Genomic DNA, 15,609 nt, shown 5'->3' on the forward strand with positions numbered 1-15,609 from the left:
ACCGCGGCCCACAAGAGAGCCAGACACTCGGCACACTTTCACTTCTACCACCTTCACTTCCGTCCCTTCATTTCCGTCCCCGTCACGTCCGTCCCGTTCACGTCCGTCCCGTTCAAGCCTGTCCCGTTCAGGCCCGTCACGGGCGCTTCGACAATCCGGGCACCCATTCCAGCCGCCCGCCATCCCGTATTTTGTATGCGTCCAGGGTGGTGTAGTTGCCGGAGCCTGCCGTGACCAGCGTGACCGCCAGTTCGGGCTGGCCGTCGCTATCCAGATCCTTTAGTTCTGCCTGGCGCAGTTCGCCGTCGCGCGGACGGATGATGCCGTCGGCATAGTCGCCGATCGACAGATCGCGGTACAGGCGGACGCTGTAGGTGCCGATAGAGGCCGGCTCGCCCGGTTCCTGGGCCACCACGACGGTGGCCGGCGCCTGGGCCAGCGGCACCACGATGGGCGCGGGCGCGGCCGCGTCGGCCGGGCTGGACGAACCCGCCCATTCGACCACGCTGGCATGGCTGCTGCGGCGGTCGACCAGGCACAGCATGGTCAGCGCCGCCCCTTTCATATGCGCTTGCGTAGCGGTGCCGCGGATCAGCAGGGCAGTTTGCCCCGAACGGTCGTCGAACTGCATGGGCATGCCCACTTGCTCGGTTTGCGCCAGGCCGGACGCCTGGGCGCACAGGCGCAGGGCCTTGTCTTCTTGCTGCTGCCAGGCGGCAGGCGAACTCGCCTGGGCCGCCGCAGCGACCAGGGTGGCGAGAAAAAGGCAGGCTGGGGCATGGCCAAGGCAGGGGGGCATGGGCGGCTCGTGTCGGGAAACAGGATGCTTATCGTGTAGCACGCGCCACGCCGGGTGTCCATGTGCCATAGGGCTTCTGCACACAGCGGTGTCAGGCACCCTGGCGGGAGCCAGACACCTGGCAAGCATCGTGTCAGGGGTCAGGCGCGAGTCAGCGATCTGGCAAACATCGTGTCAGGGGTCAGGCGCGAGTCAGCGATCTGGCAAGCATCGTGTCAGGGGTCTGGCGCGAGTCAGGGATCTGGCAAGCGTCGTATCAGGGGGTCTGGCGGGAGCCAGGGATCTGGCAAGCTCCGGCAGAGAGTGGGCACCTTGTACATGAAAAAGGCCCGCGCAAGGCGGGCCCAGGATGCCGGAAAGCCGGGGGCTTAATCGCGATCGCCGCCGAAAATGCCCAGTAGCATCAGCAGGTTCGAGAAGACGTTGTAGACGTCCAGGTAGATGGCCAGGGTGGCGGACACGTAATTGGTTTCGCCGCCGTTGACCACGCGCTGCAGGTCGACCAGCATGAAGGCCGAGAAAATGACCACGGCCAGCACCGAGATGGTGAGCATCAGGGCGGGCATTTGCAGGAAGATGTTGGCCAGCGCCGCCAGCAGGATGACCACCGCGCCGGTGAACAGCCACTTCTGCATGTTGGACAGGTCGCGCTTGATGGTGGTGGCCAGCGTGGCCATGGTGCCGAACACCACGGCGGTGCCGCCGAAGGCCGTCATGACCAGTTGCGCCCCGTTGCCCATGCCCAGCACGAAGCCCAGCAGGCGCGACAGCATGACGCCCATGAAGAACGTGAAGGCCAGCAGCAGCGTTACGCCCAGCGAGCTGTTTTTGTTTTTCTCGATGGCGAACATCAGGCCGAAGGCGCCCGCCAGGAACACGATGGCAGACAGCCCGGGGCTGGCCATCATGACCTGGTTCACGCCGGTGTACAGGCCTACCGCGGCACCCAGCACGGTGGGGATCAGCGACAGGGCCAGCAGCCAGTAGGTGTTGCGCAGCACCTTGTTGCGGACGACTTCGCCCGGCGCGCCGGCATAGCTGCCGGAGCGGTTGAAGGGAGAAGGACGGTATTCGTTCATGGACGGCTCCTGATTGCGGCAAAGGGGATTGCCCAATGGGGTTAGACGGTTAGGATACCTTACAGTTCCCTGAAAAATCTACTGTCAGGTGTTGCGTGGTTCAGCCCGGCCGCACGCCCCGTACCGCGCGCTCGATCAGGGCGGGCAGTTCGGCTTCGAGGCGGGCGCGCAGGCCGGCCGCGGCGTCGTCGACCGCGCGCTGCAAGGCTTGTTCCAGCTCGGCCTGCAGCGCCGCGCGCAGTACGGCGTCGCCGGCGGCGCCCGCGGCGGTGCTCCAGGCCGCCTGGGGCAGGCCCGCGCCGCCCGCGGCATCGGCTGGCAGGCCGGCGACCGAGTGGCCGGCAACCTGAGTCAGCACGGGCAGGTCGGCATCATGCGCGGCGGCGCCTGCCGTGCCAGACTCGGGCGCTAGGGTGGGCTCGGCGCGCTGCGTCAGGGTGGGGATGCCAGGGTCTGAATAGTGGGGCATGGGGACTCCTGGGGCCTATGCCGTGCGGCCGGCGAGGTCGTGGCTGTGCGGCGTGTGGCCGGCGGCCTGGTAGACACGCCAGCGCTGGCGCGCCGCCTGGCGGTCGGCGGGGTCGTCGGAGACGATTTCCAGCACGCGCGCGAATCCATCGTAGCCCGGCGGGCAGTCGTCGTCGAGGTTGAGCAGCCAGGGTTCGTCGCCCGCGGCGGCGGGCTGGGGCGCGGCCGCGGTCAGGATGACCGGCGTGTCGGCGGCCAGCGGGTCGGTCGCCAGCACATGGGGCACGAACGAGACGTCGTCGAACGCCCACAGCATGCGGTCGAACGCGGCCAGGCGGGCGCCGTCGGCGCAGTACACCACCAACCGCTGGCCCGCCTGGTAGCGCTTGCGGGCGGCCTGGCAGGCGGCCCGCAGGCGGTCGGCGGCGCCGAAGGCGAAGTCAATGCGCGTCATCGGCACAGCCGGGGCCGTCAGGCCTGGTCGAGCAGGAACTGCATCAGCAGGGGCACCGGGCGGCCGGTTGCGCCCTTGTCTTTGCCGCTGCGCCAGGCGGTGCCGGCGATGTCGAGGTGAGCCCAGCGATACGCCTTGGCAAAGCGCGACAGGAAGCACGCGGCGGTGACCGAGCCGGCCGGCGGGCCGCCTATGTTGGCCACGTCGGCGAAATTGGACTTGAGCTGGTCCTGGTAGGCGTCGTCCATGGGCATGCGCCAGGCGGTGTCGAGCGACTGGCGGCCAGCCGCCAGCAGCGCGTCGGCAAGCGCGTCGTCTTGCGTGAACAGGCCCGTGTTGACGTGCCCCAGCGCCACCACGCAGGCGCCGGTAAGCGTGGCGATGTCGACCACGGCCGACGGCTTGAAGCGTTCGGCGTAGGTGAGGGCGTCGCACAGTACCAGGCGGCCTTCGGCGTCGGTGTTGAGGATTTCGATGGTCTGGCCCGACATGCTGGTGACGATGTCGCCGGGCTTGTTGGCCTTCCCGCTGGGCAGGTTCTCGCAGGCGGCGATCAGGCCCACCACGTCGAGGGGCAGTTCGAGTTCGGCCAGGGCGCGGAAGGTGCCCAGCACGCTGGCCGCGCCGCACATGTCGTACTTCATTTCGTCCATGGTGGCGGCGGGCTTGAGCGAGATGCCGCCCGCATCGAAGGTGATGCCCTTGCCCACCAGCACCACCGGACCGGCCTTGGATTTCTTGGCGGGCTTGCCCGCATGGCGCAGCACGATGAAGCGCAGGGGCTCGTCGGAACCGCGCGCCACCGACAGGAACGAACCCATGCCCAGCGCCTCGACCTGCTTGCGGTCCAGCACCTCGACCTTCAGCGACTTGAACTCGCGCGCCAGTTTCCGGGCGGTGTCGCCGAGATAGGTGGGAGTGCACACGTTGCCGGGCAGGTTGCCCAGGGTGCGGGTGAGTTCCATGCCGTGGGCAATGGCGCTGCCTTCGCGCAAGCCCTGCTGGGTTTGCGCGGCTTCGCCGCGTTCGACCACCTGCACGATTTTCTTGAGCTTGGGGCGGGCGTCGCGGTCGGGTTTGCCGAACGTGGCGTCGTAGTGGTAGGTGGCGGCGCCGGCGGCGATGGCCGCCGAACGGGCACGGGCCCGGATGGGGGTATCGGCGATGGAGTTGGCGGCCAGCGTGGAAACGGCCTCGGTGATGCGGGCGGCCACGCATGCCGCCGCAAAACCTTGCTCGGCGGCGGCATGGGCGCGCGCGTTGTATTCGCTTTGCTTGCCCAGGCCCACCAGCACCACGCGCTGCGCCGACACGCCGGGCAGGGCGCGCAGCACCAGCGTGGCGCCGGGGCGGCCGCGGAACTCGGCCTTGACGACCTGGCGCACAGCATTGTTGCTGGCGCGGTCAATGACATCGGCGGCCGGGCTGAGTTCGCCATCGGCGTATACGCCCACGGCCAGCGCGGCCGTCTTGATCTGGTGCAGGGAAGCTGTGCTCTGTGTGCTAAATTCCATGGAGGATTCCCGTGTGCGTGGTGCAGTGCGGTTGATTATCCCGCATATTCTCACATGTCTCTATTCAAACGGTCTGTCGTCGCCGAGATCACCAGTCACGCGGGGGTGGTCTTTTCCACGCTGGTGGTAGTGTGGCTCAGCGTGCTGCTGGTGCGACTGCTTGGCGAGGCCGCCGGCGGCACGATCGGCGCCGATGTGGTGCTGGGCCTGGCGGCCTTTTCCACCATTACCGCGTTGCCCACCGTGCTGGCCGTGTCGCTGTTCATCGCGGTGCTTACCACCGTAACGCGCAATTACCGCGAATCGGAAATGGTGGTGTGGTTTGCCAGCGGGCTGTCGCTGGCCGACTGGCTGCGTCCGGTGCTGCGCGTGGCGATACCCGTGGCGGGGCTGGTGGCGGTGTTGACGCTGGTGGCGTCGCCGTGGGCCTATCGCCAGATCGCCGAATACCGCGAACGCTTCGAGCAGCGCTCCGACTTGTCCAAGGTCACGGCGGGGCAGTTCGCCGAATCGGGCGAAGGCCAGCGCGTGTTCTTCGCCGAAGAGCCCACCCAGGCGTCCGACGAACTGGGCAACGTGTTCGCGCGCGAAACCGGCCCCGAATGGCACAGCGTCATGACGGCCAGCAGCGCGCGCATCGAAACCGAACCCAATGGCGACCGCTTCCTGGTGCTGGGGCGCGGCCACCGCTACGACCTGAAACCCGGCACGCCCGAAATCCGCCTGGTCGATTTCGCCAAATATGGCGTGCGCCTGGAAAGCAAATCGGGCGATCCCATTGCCGAGGCGCGCGCGGCGGCCGAGCGTTCCAGCAAGGCCCGGCCCACGATGCAGCTGGTGGCCGACGACACCGACAGTTCCTGGTCGCAGATCATGTGGCGGGTGTCGATGCCGCTCGCGGCCCTGAACCTGGCGTTGCTGGCCATTCCGCTGGGCGCGGTGAACCCGCGCCTGGGGCGCTCGGGCGACCTGCTCATTGCCGGCCTGGTGGGCCTGCTGTACATGAACGTCATCAATCTGTCGCGTGCCTGGATCAGCAGCGGCAAGCTGCCCTTCGGCATCGGCGTCTGGGCCGTGCACGCGGTGGTGCTGGCGCTGGCGGGATACCTGTTGATGCGCCGCCTGCGCGTCAAGGCGCCGCGCCAGCAGTCGTCCTGAGCCTCACCGGGGCGCTAAGGCAGGTAATGCATGCCGCCCTGGCGGCCTGCCAGCAGCGGCGCGTTGCGCACGATCGAGCGGCGCATGAAATCCCATAGCACCGACATGCGCTTGAGCTTGTGCAGGTCTTCGTGGCAGTACATCCAGAAGCTGCGCGTGATGGCGATGTCGTCTTCCAGCACCGGCACCAGGCGCGCGTCCTGCGCGGCAATGAAACAGGGCAGAATGGCCAGCGAGCGTCCCTGCAGCGCCGCGTGGTACTGCGCCACGACGCTGGTGCTGCGCAACACGACCCGGCTGTCGGGCAGCAGGTCTTCCAGGTAGCGCAGCCGTTCGCTGAACAGCAGCTCGTCCACATAGCCGATGAAGGTATGGCCGGCCAGGTCGGCGCGCGTGGCGATGGGGGCATGGCGGGCCAGGTAGCCGGGGGTGCCGTACAGCCGCAGCGTGTAGTCGCACAGCTTGGTGCATACGTAAGGGCCGCGCTGCGGCCGCTCGATGGTGATGGCCAGGTCGGCCTCGCGCTTGGATAGGCTGACAAAGCGCGGCACCGGCAGGATGTCCAGGGTGATGTGCGGATAGCGGCGCTGGAAGTCGGCCGCCAGGGGCGTCAGCACATAGCTGCCGAAGCCTTCGGTGGCGCCGATGCGCAGGTGGCCCGACAGGGCCTGCCCGATGCCCGACAGGTTTTCGCGGGCCGTCTGCACCGCGCTTTCCATCTGCTCGGCGTACACGAACAGGCGCTGCCCGTCTTCGGTCAGCACAAACCCCGTGCTGCGCGATTTTTCGAACAGCAGCGAGTCGAGCTCGGCTTCCAGCGCGCGGATGCGGCGCGCGACCGTGGTGTGTTCAACCCCCAGCCGGCGGGCCGCCGCGCTGACGCGCTGGGTGCGGGCGACTTCCAGAAAATAACGCAGGCTGTCCCAGTCGAGCATAGCGGCTTCCTTGTGTATTAATGCACAACGAATGTGCAATTTGTGCTGTTGCTTGATGATTTTTACACATCTACACTAAACCGGCCGGCCCGCCGCTGCGCGCGCAGGCCGGCTACAAACATACGAATAATCACCGGAGACATGAACATGACACTGCACGCTCGCGGGCTGGCCGCCGGTTTCTGCCTGGGCGCCATGCTGGCCGGCCCGGCCATGGCGGCTGAACAGCCGCCGGTCAAGATCGGCATCCTGACCGATATGTCGGGTACCTATGCGGCCATGGGCGGAGCCGGCTCGGTGGCCGCGGCCCAGCTGGCCATCGACGACTGCCTGGCGGCGGAATGCAAGGGCATGAAAATCGAGCTGGTGTCGGCCGACAACCAGAACAAGGCCGACGTGGGGGCGGCGCGGGCGCGAGAGTGGTTCGACCAGGATGGGGTGACCGCGATCGCCGACCTCACCAATTCCGCCGTGGCGCTGGCCGTGCAGGGCATTGCCCGCGAGAAGAACAAGGTAGTGATGTTCTCGGGCCCCGCCACGACCGCGTTGACCAACAAAGAGTGCTCGCCGGTGGGCTTTCACTGGATGTTCGACACGTACTCGCAGTCGGCGGGCGGCGCCAAGGCCACGGTGCGCGCGGGCGGCAAGTCGTGGTACTTCATCACGGTGGACTACGCCTTCGGACATTCGCTCGAAGCCGACACGGCCAAGGCCGTCAAGGCGCTGGGCGGCACGGTGACTGGCTCGGTGCGCCACCCGCTGAACGCGCCCGACTTTGCGTCGTACCTGCTGCAGGCGCAAAGCTCCAGGGCGCAGGTGGTCGCGCTGGCCAACGGCGGGCAGGATACGGTCAATGCGGTCAAGCAGGCGCGCGAGTTTGGCATTGTCGATGGCGGCCAGCGCCTGGTGTCGCTGCTGATCTTCCTGTCTGATCTGCGCGCCCTGGGGCTGGAAAACGCGCAGGGGCTGTCTTATGTGGACGGTTTCTATTGGGACTACGACGACGCCACGCGCGCCTGGTCGAGCCGCTTCGAAAAAGCCTACCGCGGGCTCAAGCCCACCATGACGCAAGCCGGCGTGTATTCCAGCGTGCTGCACTATCTGCGCGCGGTGGCCGCCACCGGCACCACCGATGGCCGCAAGGTCGCCGACAAGATGCGCGAGCTGCCGATCAAGGATCCGATCATGCACAACGCCAGCATCCGGCCCGACGGCCGCGTCATCCACGACATGTATCTGTACGAGGTCAAGAAGCCGGGCGAATCGAAGGGCGGCTGGGACTATTCCAAGCTGGTCGCCACCATCCCGGCCGACGAGGCCTTCCAGCCGCTGGCGGATTCGACCTGCCCGCTGCTGAAGCAGTAAAACGGTTGCAAGGGGCGGGCCGCGCAGGCTTGCCCCGGGCGCCGGCAGTATCCCGCAATCTATTAGGAGCAACCCATGAGTGAAGTTCCCAGCGTGCCGCTACTGATCGGCGGCAAGCTCGTGCAATCCAAGACGACCGAATGGCGCGACGTGATCGATCCGGCCACGCAGCAGGTGGTCGCCCGCGTGCCCTTCGCCACGCGCGAGGAGCTGGACCTGGCGGTGGCCAATGCCAAAGAAGCCTTCCAGACCTGGCGCAATACCGGGCAGGGCGCGCGCATGCGCGTCATGCTGAAGCTGCAGCAATTGCTGCGCGAAAACACCGCCAAGCTGGCCGAGATGATCACCCGCGAGCATGGCAAGACCCTGCCGGACGCCGAGGGCGAAGTAGGGCGCGGCCTCGAAGTGGTGGAGCATGCGTGCTCTATTGCCAACCTGCAATTGGGCGAATACGCCGAGAACGCCGCCGGCGGCATCGACGTCTACACCCTGATCCAGCCCCTGGGCGTGTGCGCCGGCATTACGGCGTTCAACTTCCCGGTGATGCTGCCGTGCTTCATGTTTCCCATTGCCGTGGCTTGCGGCAACACCTTCGTGCTCAAGCCGTCCGAGCAGGACCCGACGTCTTCGCTGTTCCTGGCGCAGCTCGCGCTCGAGGCCGGCCTGCCGCCGGGCGTGCTGAACGTCGTGCATGGCGGCCCCGAGATCGCCAACGGGCTGTGCGAGCATCCCGATATCAAGGCCGTGTCGTTCATCGGTTCGACCCGCGTCGGTTCCGAGATCTACCAGCGCGCCTCTAATGCCGGCAAGCGTTGCCAGGCCATGATGGGCGCCAAGAACCACTGCGTGATCCTGCCCGATGCCGACCCTGAAGTCGCGTTGAACCAACTGCTGGGCGCCGCTTTCGGCGCGGCCGGCCAGCGCTGCATGGCGGCCTCGGTAGCGGTGCTGGTGGGCGAGGCCCGCAATTGGCTGCCCGACTTCGTCGAGCGGGCCAAGGGCCTGAAGGTCAATGCCGGCACCGACCGCAAGGCCGATCTGGGGCCGCTGGTGTCGCCCAACGCCAAGAAGCGGGTGGAAAGCCTGATCCAGAAAGGCGTGGACGAAGGCGCCAGGCTGCTGCTCGACGGCCGCAACCTGAAGGTGCCAGGCTTCGAGCAGGGCAACTTCGTGGGCCCCACGGTGTTCGACGGCGTGACCGAGAACATGACCATCTACACCGAAGAAATCTTCGGCCCCGTGCTCAGCGTGGTGGGCGTCGATACCCTGGAAGAAGCGGTGGCCTTCATCAATCGCAACCCCAACGGCAACGGTGTGGCGCTGTTCACTCAGGATGGCGGCGCGGCGCGCTACTTCCAAAACAACATCGACGTGGGGCAGGTGGGTATCAATATTCCCATTCCCGTGCCGGTGGCCTGGTTCAGCTTCACCGGTTCGCGCGGCTCGAAGCTGGGCGACCTGGGGCCCAACGGCAAGCAGGCCGTGCAGTTCTGGACCCAAACCAAGACCGTGACCGCGCGCTGGTCGGCTCACGGGCGCACGGTGAACACGACCATCTCGATGCGTTGACCGCCCAGGATGTCCGGCTCCCCAAAGGGGGCCGGACACCCACGGCCGATGCCGCCGCGGCAGGAAGCGGCGACATGGCCCTGAGGGGCGCGGCGCTCGGCAGGAGTGTGGCGAGGCGGCGTGTGTCCCCTCTAAACTTATATCAATAAATAATATAGAACAGGTTCTTTATTACTTATAATTGGCCGGTCTATCAGGGGCCACCATGAACCTGCAGCAATTCCGTTTTGTGCGCGAGACCATCCGCCGCGACTTCAACCTGACCGAAGCCGCCCGCATGCTTTACACCTCGCAACCCGGCGTGTCCAAGGCCATTATCGAATTCGAAGACGAACTCGGCATCAAGATTTTCGAGCGGCACGGCAAGCGCATCAAGGGGCTGACCAAGCCCGGCTTGGCTGTGTCGCAGGTCATCGACCGCATCATGCGCGAAGTCGACAACCTGAAGAAGGTCAGCGACGAATTCGCCCGCCGCGACGAAGGAGGGCTGGTCATCGCTTGCACCCACACCCAGGCCCGCTATCTGTTGCCGCGCGTCATTCCGGGGTTCCGCAAGCAGTTTCCCAAGGTGCACCTGTCGCTGGCCGAGGGCAGCCCGGGCCAGTTGGCCGAGATGGTGCTGCACGAGCAGGCTGACCTGGCCTTGGCGACTGAGTCGCTCGCGCTGACGCCGGGGCTGGCTACCTTGCCGGTATACGCATGGGAGCACACCGTGGTGGTGCGGCCGGACCACCCCCTGGCCGAACTCACCAGCAGCGCGGCCAGGAACCTGACGCTGGCGCAACTGGCCGAATACCCCATCGTGACCTACGACCGGGCTTTCACCGGCCGTACCACCATCGACGAGGTGTTCGCCAGCCAGAGCATCCATCCCGACATCGTGCTCGAGGCCATCGATGCCGACGTCATCAAGACCTATGTAGACGTGGGCTTGGGCATCGGCATCATCGCCGGCGTGGCCTACGACCCGCGCCGCGACGGCAACCTGGTGGGCCTGCCGGTCGGCCACCTGTTCGGCACGCACACCACGCGCGTCGGGGTGAAGGCCGGCGTGTTCCTGCGCGACTATGTCTATACCTTCCTGGAAATGATGGCGCCGTCGCTCACGCGCCAGGTGGTCGCCGAGGCGGTGCAGAGCCGTACCGCCTAGCTGGCCGGCCTGCCCGCCAGCCCGGCCGTTCAGGCCGGGTTTTGCTTTTTGGGGGTGCGGCGAGAGCGATGCTATGCCGGAGCAGGGGGCGATAAATATTATTAAATAAGAACCAATCGCATTTGTGTTGACTAAAAAATAGGAATCATTATCATTAACTCCAGTCGCAACGATCTGGAGTACAAATCATGGCAGCAGCGCTTAGCGCGGTAGTGGTGGGCGCCGACAGGCTGGGGAATATTCCCGACCTGCTCAAGGGCCACAATATTTCGATCACGCACCATATCAGCGGGCGTGATCCCTCGCACCAGAAGAAAACACTGCAGCTGCCCTCGGGTACGCAACTGGTCATTCTCCTGACCGATTTCCTGGGGCATAACGTGATGAAGACCTTCCGCAACGCCGCGCAGCGCGGCGGTATCCGGGTGGTGGCATGCCGGCGGTCAGTGTGCAGCATGCAGCAGGCCCTGCAGCAATGCGGCCTGTGTTCGATGCATTAAGCCAGGATTCACCCGCAAGCGCCGCGCGCATTCTTTTTAAGGGGACGAGGCTGGCGGGCGGCATGGCCCGCCGGCGCTTCCTTACCGAGCAGCTTCGCCGGGCGCGGCGGCCAGCAAGCCGCCTTCGAGGCGGCGGGCGCCGTTGTAGCGCTTGGCCCAATAGGTCAGCGTCATTTTTTCGATGCGCACCACGCCGCCCGCGCTGGGGGAGTGCACGAAACGGTTGTCGCCCAGGTAAATGCCCACGTGCGAATAGCGCCGCCCCAAGGTATTGAAGAACACCAGGTCGCCGGGCTGCAAATGCTGCTTGTCGATGGCGGTGCCCATCAGGGCCATGGCCGAGCTGTTGCGCGGCAGCTTCAGGCCCAGCGCGCGCTGGGCCGAATACGCGACCAGCCCACTGCAATCGAAGCCGGTATCGGGTGACGAACCGCCATAGCGGTAGCGCACGCCGAGCTGGTCCAGCGCCTCGTTGATGAGCGGGTCGCCTATGGCTTGCTGCCGTTCGCGGCTGAGCTTGCGCGCGACCAGCGAGCCGATCGGGTCGGACGAGGACGCGGCCCAGGCCGCGTCTTGCGAATCGAGGGCGGCGCGGTTGGCGGCGGGGCGGGTGTTTGCGCAGCCCGCCAGCAGCACGCACAGGCCAAAGGCCGCCAGGCCGGCGTACCGGCGCATGAGGCCGGGGCCATACATGGGTAGTGCGTGTATCAGGTGCCGGTGCATGCCCGCCCGAGCGGGGCGGCGGGCCCCGCGGATGCTGGTGGAATTGCCGCGATTCTAGCAAATGCCGCCGTCCGGCTTGCGGTCGCGGCCTGCGTCGGACCCATGCACATGGGGAATTCCCCAGGTTGCGCGGCAAGCCTGATGCAAGCTTTGCTGGCCACAATAGGGCCCGACAGGGGGCGAAGAAACCCCTCCAAACGGAGAGCAGGCCCGTGCAATCGGAGGCAAGTAATGCAAAAAACCCGCGATTTCCATCGCCGTTCCATCGACGACCGCGACGCGTTCTGGCGCGCCGAGGCTGAACGCATCCACTGGGAAACGCCGTTCGAGCAGGTGCTCGACTATTCCCGTCCGCCTTTCGCCCGCTGGTTCGTGGGCGGGCAAACCAATCTCTGCTACAACGCGGTCGATCGCTGGCTGCCGCAGCAGGCCGACCAGCCCGCCCTGATCTGGGTATCTACCGAGGTCGATCGCGAGGCCGTCTATACGCGCCGCCAGCTGTATGACGAAGTCAACGCGGCCGCCGCCATGCTGCGCGCGCAGGGCGTGGGCCGCGGCGACCGGGTGCTGCTGTACATGCCCATGGTGCCCGAGGCGGTTTTCACCATGCTGGCTTGTGCGCGGCTGGGGGCGGTGCATTCGGTGGTGTTCGGCGGGTTCGCCTCGGTGAACCTGGCCCAGCGCATCGACGACGCCGAGCCCAAGGTCATCGTGTCGGCCGACGCCGGCTCGCGCGCCGGCAAGGTGGTGCCGTACAAGCCGCTGCTGGACAAGGCCCTGAGTCTGTGCGCCCGGCCGCCGCAATCGGTGATCGTGTTCGATCGCGGGCTGGCGCCGTGCGAACGCCAGCCCGGGCGCGACCTCGACTACGCCGAGCTGCGCGCGCGGCACGCTGGCGAGCAGGTGCCCGTGCAGTGGCTCGAATCGTCCGAGCCCAGCTATATCCTTTACACGTCCGGCACCACCGGCAAGCCCAAGGGGGTGCAGCGGGACGTCGGCGGCTACGCCGTGGCGCTGGCCGCCTCTATGGAATATCTGTTCGATGGCAAGCCGGGCGATACCTATTTCTGCACCAGCGACATCGGCTGGGTGGTGGGGCATTCGTACATTGTGTACGGCCCGCTGATCGGCGGGCAGACCACCATCCTGTACGAAGGCACGCCGGTGCGCCCCGATGGCGCCATCCTGTGGCGGCTGGTCGAGCGCTTCGGTGTCAACACGCTGTTCTCGGCGCCCACCGCGGTGCGGGTGCTCAAGCGCCAGGCGCCCGAGCTGCTGTCGCGCCACGACCTGTCTTCGCTGCGCGCCGTGTACCTGGCCGGCGAGCCGCTCGACGAGCCCACCGCGCAATGGATCTCGCAAGGGTTGGGCAAGCCCATCATCGACAACTACTGGCAAACCGAGTCGGGCTGGCCGATCCTGTCGGCGCAGCCGGGTGTCGAACGGGTGCCCACGCGCTTCGGCAGCCCGTCGTTTCCCGTGTATGGCTTCGATGCGCGCATCGTCAGCGAAACCACGGGCGCCGACCTGGGCCCGGGCGAGAAGGGCGTGGTGGCCATTGCGCCGCCGCTGCCGCCGGGGGCTATGTCCACCATCTGGGGCGACGACGAACGCTTCGTGCAAACCTATTTCACGTCGATTCCCGGACGCCAGTTGTATTCCACGTTCGACTGGGGGCGCGTCGACGAAGACGGCTATTGGTTCATCCTGGGCCGCACCGACGATGTCATCAACGTGGCCGGCCACAGGCTGGGCACGCGCGAAATCGAGGAGTCCATCAACAGCCATCCCGGCATTGCCGAATGCGCCGTGGTGGGCGCGGCCGACAGCCTGAAGGGACAGGTGGCGATGGCGTTCGCGGTGCTGAAGAACCCCGATGCCGCCGCCGGTCCCGATGCCGCGCGGGCGCTGGAAGGCGATATCATGCGCGTGGTGGAAGAACAGCTTGGCGCCGTGGCCCGGCCCGCGCGCATCCATTTCGTGACCGCGCTGCCCAAGACCCGTTCGGGCAAGGTGCTGCGCCGGGCCATCGTGGCCCTGTGCGAAGGACGCGATCCTGGCGATCTCACCACCATCGAAGATCCCTCATCACTCGAACGAATCAAGGAATCGCTGTCATGAAGACCAAACCCGCATTGACCACCGACGACGTCAAGAAAGTCCTGGCCGCTGCCGAGGCGCATGCCGTGAAGAACGGCTGGGCGGTGGCGATCGCCGTGGTCGATGACGGCGGGCACCTGATGGGCATGCTGCGGCTCGACGGCGTGGCGCCGATTTCCAGCCGCATCGCCCCGGCCAAGGCGCAAACCGCCGCGCTGGGCCGGCGCGAGTCGCGCCTTTACGAAGAAAGCATCAACGGCGGCCGCTACTCGTTCCTGTCGGCTCCGCTGCTCGAGGGCATGCTGGAAGGCGGCGTGCCCATCGTGGCCAGCGGCGAAGTGGTGGGCGCGGTCGGCGTGTCGGGCGTCAAGTCGTCCGAAGACGCCGAGATTGCGCGCGCCGGCATCGCAGCCCTCGGCCTGTGACGCATCCGCTGCCGCCCGAGCCGGGCTCCGGCCCGGCCGTTCCGCCGGCCACCGGGCCGATGGCCGGCCTGCTCAACCCTGGCGTCGCGCGCCGCGAGGTCTGGGCCTGGGCCATGTACGACTTCGCCAACTCGGGCTACACCACGGTCATCCTCACCACCGTGTTCAGCACGTATTTTGTCGGCGTGGTGGGGCAGCGGGCCGACTGGGCCACGCTGGCCTGGACGGCGGCGCTGTCGCTGTCGTACCTGGCCATCATGTTGACCATGCCCACCCTGGGCGCGCGCGCCGACGCCCGCGCGGCCAAGCGGCGCCTGCTGTACACCAGCACGGCCGGCTGCGTGGCGGCGACGCTGGTGCTGACCCAGGCGGGGCCGGGCGACGTATGGCTGGCGCTGGCGGCGGTGGCCGTGTCCAACTATTGCTATTGCGTGGGCGAATCGGTCGTGGCGGCCTTCCTGCCCGAACTGGCGCGGCCCGCCGCGCTGGGACGCGTGTCCGGCTGGGGCTGGAGCTTCGGCTACTGCGGCGGCATGCTCACGCTGGGCCTGTCGCTGGCGGCGGTCACGGCGGGCGAAGCGCGTGGCCTGTCGGCGCAGCAATACGTGCCTTGGGTCATCGTCATTACCAGCGTCATGTTCGCGCTGGCGGCGCTGCCGTCGTTCTTCCTGTTGCGCGAGCGGGCCGCGCCGCATGCCATGGCCGTGCGCGCGCCCGACATGCTGCGGCGGCTGGCCGCCTCGTGGCGCGACACGGGCGCGCATTTTCCCGAGTTTCGCCGTCTGCTGATGTGCGGGGCCTGTTACCAGGCGGGCATTGCGGTGGTGGTGACCCTGGCGGCGGTGTATGCCGAGCAGGTCATGGGCTTCACCTTGCCGCAGATCATGCTTTTGGTGTTCACCGTGAACATCGGGGCGGCGGCCGGCGCGTTCGCGTTCGGCTATCTGCAAGACCGCATTGGCCACAAACGGGCGCTGGGCATCACGCTGGCGGGCTGGATCGTCATGGTGCTGGTGGCCTACGCGGCCGTCACCGCGCCGGTGTTCTGGGCCGCGGCCATCCTGGCCGGCCTGTGCATGGGCACCAGCCAGAGCGCGGGCCGGGCCATGGTGGGGGCGCTGGCGCCGCCCGCGCGCCTGGCCGAATTCTTTGCCCTATGGACGTTCGCCGTGCAGCTGGCCGCCGTGGTGGGGCCGTTGACCTACGGCCTGGTCACCTGGCTGACCGCCGGCAATCATCGGCTGGCCATCCTGGTCACCGGCATATTCTTTGTGGGCGGCCTGGCGCTGCTGGCCCGCGTCGACATTGGCCGCGGCCTCGCGCGCCGCGCGCAACCCGGCTGAACCGGCCGTGCCGCGGCTGGTATCCTT

Annotated in this window: 15 protein-coding genes; 8 read left to right on the top strand and 7 right to left on the bottom strand. The window is 67.1% G+C overall.

Annotated features, from left to right (window positions below; all coding sequences use genetic code 11):
- Positions 1–136 precede the first annotated feature (136 nt).
- The 5 genes from BPET_RS25935 to BPET_RS09005 form a co-directional block, all read right to left on the bottom strand.
- Positions 137–799 (bottom strand): PliI family lysozyme inhibitor of I-type lysozyme, encoded by a 663-nt coding sequence (locus BPET_RS25935; protein ID WP_081482995.1) that lies wholly within the window; start codon positions 797–799, stop codon positions 137–139.
- A 368-nt stretch (positions 800–1,167) separates the two neighbouring features.
- The gene (locus BPET_RS08990; protein ID WP_012248690.1) at positions 1,168–1,878 is read right to left on the bottom strand and encodes a Bax inhibitor-1/YccA family protein; all 711 of its coding nucleotides are present in this window, start codon (positions 1,876–1,878) and stop codon (positions 1,168–1,170) included.
- Positions 1,879–1,978: 100 nt separating this feature from the next.
- Positions 1,979–2,347, bottom strand: coding sequence for a hypothetical protein (locus tag BPET_RS08995; protein ID WP_012248691.1), 369 nt, complete (start codon positions 2,345–2,347; stop codon positions 1,979–1,981).
- A gap of 15 nt (positions 2,348–2,362) precedes the next feature.
- Positions 2,363–2,800: a DNA polymerase III subunit chi gene (locus BPET_RS09000; protein WP_041862823.1), complete on the bottom strand. Its 438-nt coding sequence runs from the start codon at positions 2,798–2,800 to the stop codon at positions 2,363–2,365.
- A gap of 17 nt (positions 2,801–2,817) precedes the next feature.
- A complete protein-coding gene (locus tag BPET_RS09005; RefSeq protein ID WP_012248694.1) occupies positions 2,818–4,314 on the bottom strand; it encodes a leucyl aminopeptidase in 1,497 nt (498 codons plus the stop codon).
- Between the two features lie 54 nt (positions 4,315–4,368).
- Between BPET_RS09005 and lptF the strand changes: the two genes are divergently transcribed.
- Complete coding sequence (lptF, locus tag BPET_RS09010; protein ID WP_041862824.1) at positions 4,369–5,472, top strand: LPS export ABC transporter permease LptF; 1,104 nt, start codon at positions 4,369–4,371, stop codon at positions 5,470–5,472.
- Positions 5,473–5,486: 14 nt separating this feature from the next.
- Here lptF and BPET_RS09015 read toward each other — a convergent pair whose 3' ends face one another.
- Positions 5,487–6,407: a LysR family transcriptional regulator gene (locus tag BPET_RS09015; protein ID WP_012248695.1), complete on the bottom strand. Its 921-nt coding sequence runs from the start codon at positions 6,405–6,407 to the stop codon at positions 5,487–5,489.
- 147 nt (positions 6,408–6,554) lie between these two features.
- Between BPET_RS09015 and BPET_RS09020 the strand changes: the two genes are divergently transcribed.
- The 4 genes from BPET_RS09020 to BPET_RS09035 all read left to right on the top strand — a co-directional run bounded on the left by BPET_RS09020 (position 6,555) and on the right by BPET_RS09035 (position 10,991).
- A complete protein-coding gene (locus BPET_RS09020; RefSeq protein WP_012248696.1) occupies positions 6,555–7,772 on the top strand; it encodes an ABC transporter substrate-binding protein in 1,218 nt (405 codons plus the stop codon).
- 75 nt (positions 7,773–7,847) lie between these two features.
- Positions 7,848–9,341: a CoA-acylating methylmalonate-semialdehyde dehydrogenase gene (locus tag BPET_RS09025; protein WP_012248697.1), complete on the top strand. Its 1,494-nt coding sequence runs from the start codon at positions 7,848–7,850 to the stop codon at positions 9,339–9,341.
- A 205-nt stretch (positions 9,342–9,546) separates the two neighbouring features.
- Entirely contained in the window at positions 9,547–10,491 is a 945-nt protein-coding gene (locus tag BPET_RS09030; RefSeq protein WP_012248698.1) for a CysB family HTH-type transcriptional regulator, read from the top strand.
- A 188-nt stretch (positions 10,492–10,679) separates the two neighbouring features.
- Positions 10,680–10,991 (top strand): DUF2325 domain-containing protein, encoded by a 312-nt coding sequence (locus BPET_RS09035; RefSeq protein ID WP_012248699.1) that lies wholly within the window; start codon positions 10,680–10,682, stop codon positions 10,989–10,991.
- An 81-nt stretch (positions 10,992–11,072) separates the two neighbouring features.
- Here the strand turns inward: BPET_RS09035 and BPET_RS09040 are convergent, their stop codons facing one another.
- The gene (locus tag BPET_RS09040; RefSeq protein WP_012248700.1) at positions 11,073–11,714 is read right to left on the bottom strand and encodes a C40 family peptidase; all 642 of its coding nucleotides are present in this window, start codon (positions 11,712–11,714) and stop codon (positions 11,073–11,075) included.
- A gap of 231 nt (positions 11,715–11,945) precedes the next feature.
- On the opposite strand from BPET_RS09040, the gene BPET_RS09045 reads away from it, so the two are divergent.
- Genes BPET_RS09045 through BPET_RS09055 form a run of 3 tightly spaced genes read left to right on the top strand, consistent with a single transcriptional unit; the run spans position 11,946 to position 15,582 of the window.
- Entirely contained in the window at positions 11,946–13,835 is a 1,890-nt protein-coding gene (locus tag BPET_RS09045; RefSeq protein WP_012248701.1) for a propionate--CoA ligase, read from the top strand.
- A complete protein-coding gene (locus BPET_RS09050; RefSeq protein ID WP_012248702.1) occupies positions 13,832–14,239 on the top strand; it encodes a GlcG/HbpS family heme-binding protein in 408 nt (135 codons plus the stop codon). Before BPET_RS09045 ends, BPET_RS09050 begins: the two co-directional genes overlap by 4 nt.
- Positions 14,236–15,582: an MFS transporter gene (locus tag BPET_RS09055; RefSeq protein WP_085970206.1), complete on the top strand. Its 1,347-nt coding sequence runs from the start codon at positions 14,236–14,238 to the stop codon at positions 15,580–15,582. The genes BPET_RS09050 and BPET_RS09055 overlap by 4 nt, the downstream gene beginning before the upstream one ends.
- Positions 15,583–15,609: the final 27 nt, after the last annotated feature.

It is taken from the genome of Bordetella petrii, assembly GCF_000067205.1.
Lineage (GTDB): Bacteria > Pseudomonadota > Gammaproteobacteria > Burkholderiales > Burkholderiaceae_B > Bordetella_A > Bordetella_A petrii.

Excerpts from the sequence above, each read along its gene's own strand:
- BPET_RS25935 (WP_081482995.1), bottom strand. The coding sequence starts at position 799 with ATGCCCCCCTGCCTTGGCCATGCCCCAGCCTGCCTTTTTCTCGCCACC.
- BPET_RS08990 (WP_012248690.1), bottom strand. The coding sequence starts at position 1,878 with ATGAACGAATACCGTCCTTCTCCCTTCAACCGCTCCGGCAGCTATGCC.
- BPET_RS08995 (WP_012248691.1), bottom strand. The coding sequence starts at position 2,347 with ATGCCCCACTATTCAGACCCTGGCATCCCCACCCTGACGCAGCGCGCC.
- BPET_RS09000 (WP_041862823.1), bottom strand. The coding sequence starts at position 2,800 with ATGACGCGCATTGACTTCGCCTTCGGCGCCGCCGACCGCCTGCGGGCC.
- BPET_RS09005 (WP_012248694.1), bottom strand. The coding sequence starts at position 4,314 with ATGGAATTTAGCACACAGAGCACAGCTTCCCTGCACCAGATCAAGACG.
- lptF (WP_041862824.1), top strand. The coding sequence starts at position 4,369 with ATGTCTCTATTCAAACGGTCTGTCGTCGCCGAGATCACCAGTCACGCG.
- BPET_RS09015 (WP_012248695.1), bottom strand. The coding sequence starts at position 6,407 with ATGCTCGACTGGGACAGCCTGCGTTATTTTCTGGAAGTCGCCCGCACC.
- BPET_RS09020 (WP_012248696.1), top strand. The coding sequence starts at position 6,555 with ATGACACTGCACGCTCGCGGGCTGGCCGCCGGTTTCTGCCTGGGCGCC.
- BPET_RS09025 (WP_012248697.1), top strand. The coding sequence starts at position 7,848 with ATGAGTGAAGTTCCCAGCGTGCCGCTACTGATCGGCGGCAAGCTCGTG.
- BPET_RS09030 (WP_012248698.1), top strand. The coding sequence starts at position 9,547 with ATGAACCTGCAGCAATTCCGTTTTGTGCGCGAGACCATCCGCCGCGAC.
- BPET_RS09035 (WP_012248699.1), top strand. The coding sequence starts at position 10,680 with ATGGCAGCAGCGCTTAGCGCGGTAGTGGTGGGCGCCGACAGGCTGGGG.
- BPET_RS09040 (WP_012248700.1), bottom strand. The coding sequence starts at position 11,714 with ATGCACCGGCACCTGATACACGCACTACCCATGTATGGCCCCGGCCTC.
- BPET_RS09045 (WP_012248701.1), top strand. The coding sequence starts at position 11,946 with ATGCAAAAAACCCGCGATTTCCATCGCCGTTCCATCGACGACCGCGAC.
- BPET_RS09050 (WP_012248702.1), top strand. The coding sequence starts at position 13,832 with ATGAAGACCAAACCCGCATTGACCACCGACGACGTCAAGAAAGTCCTG.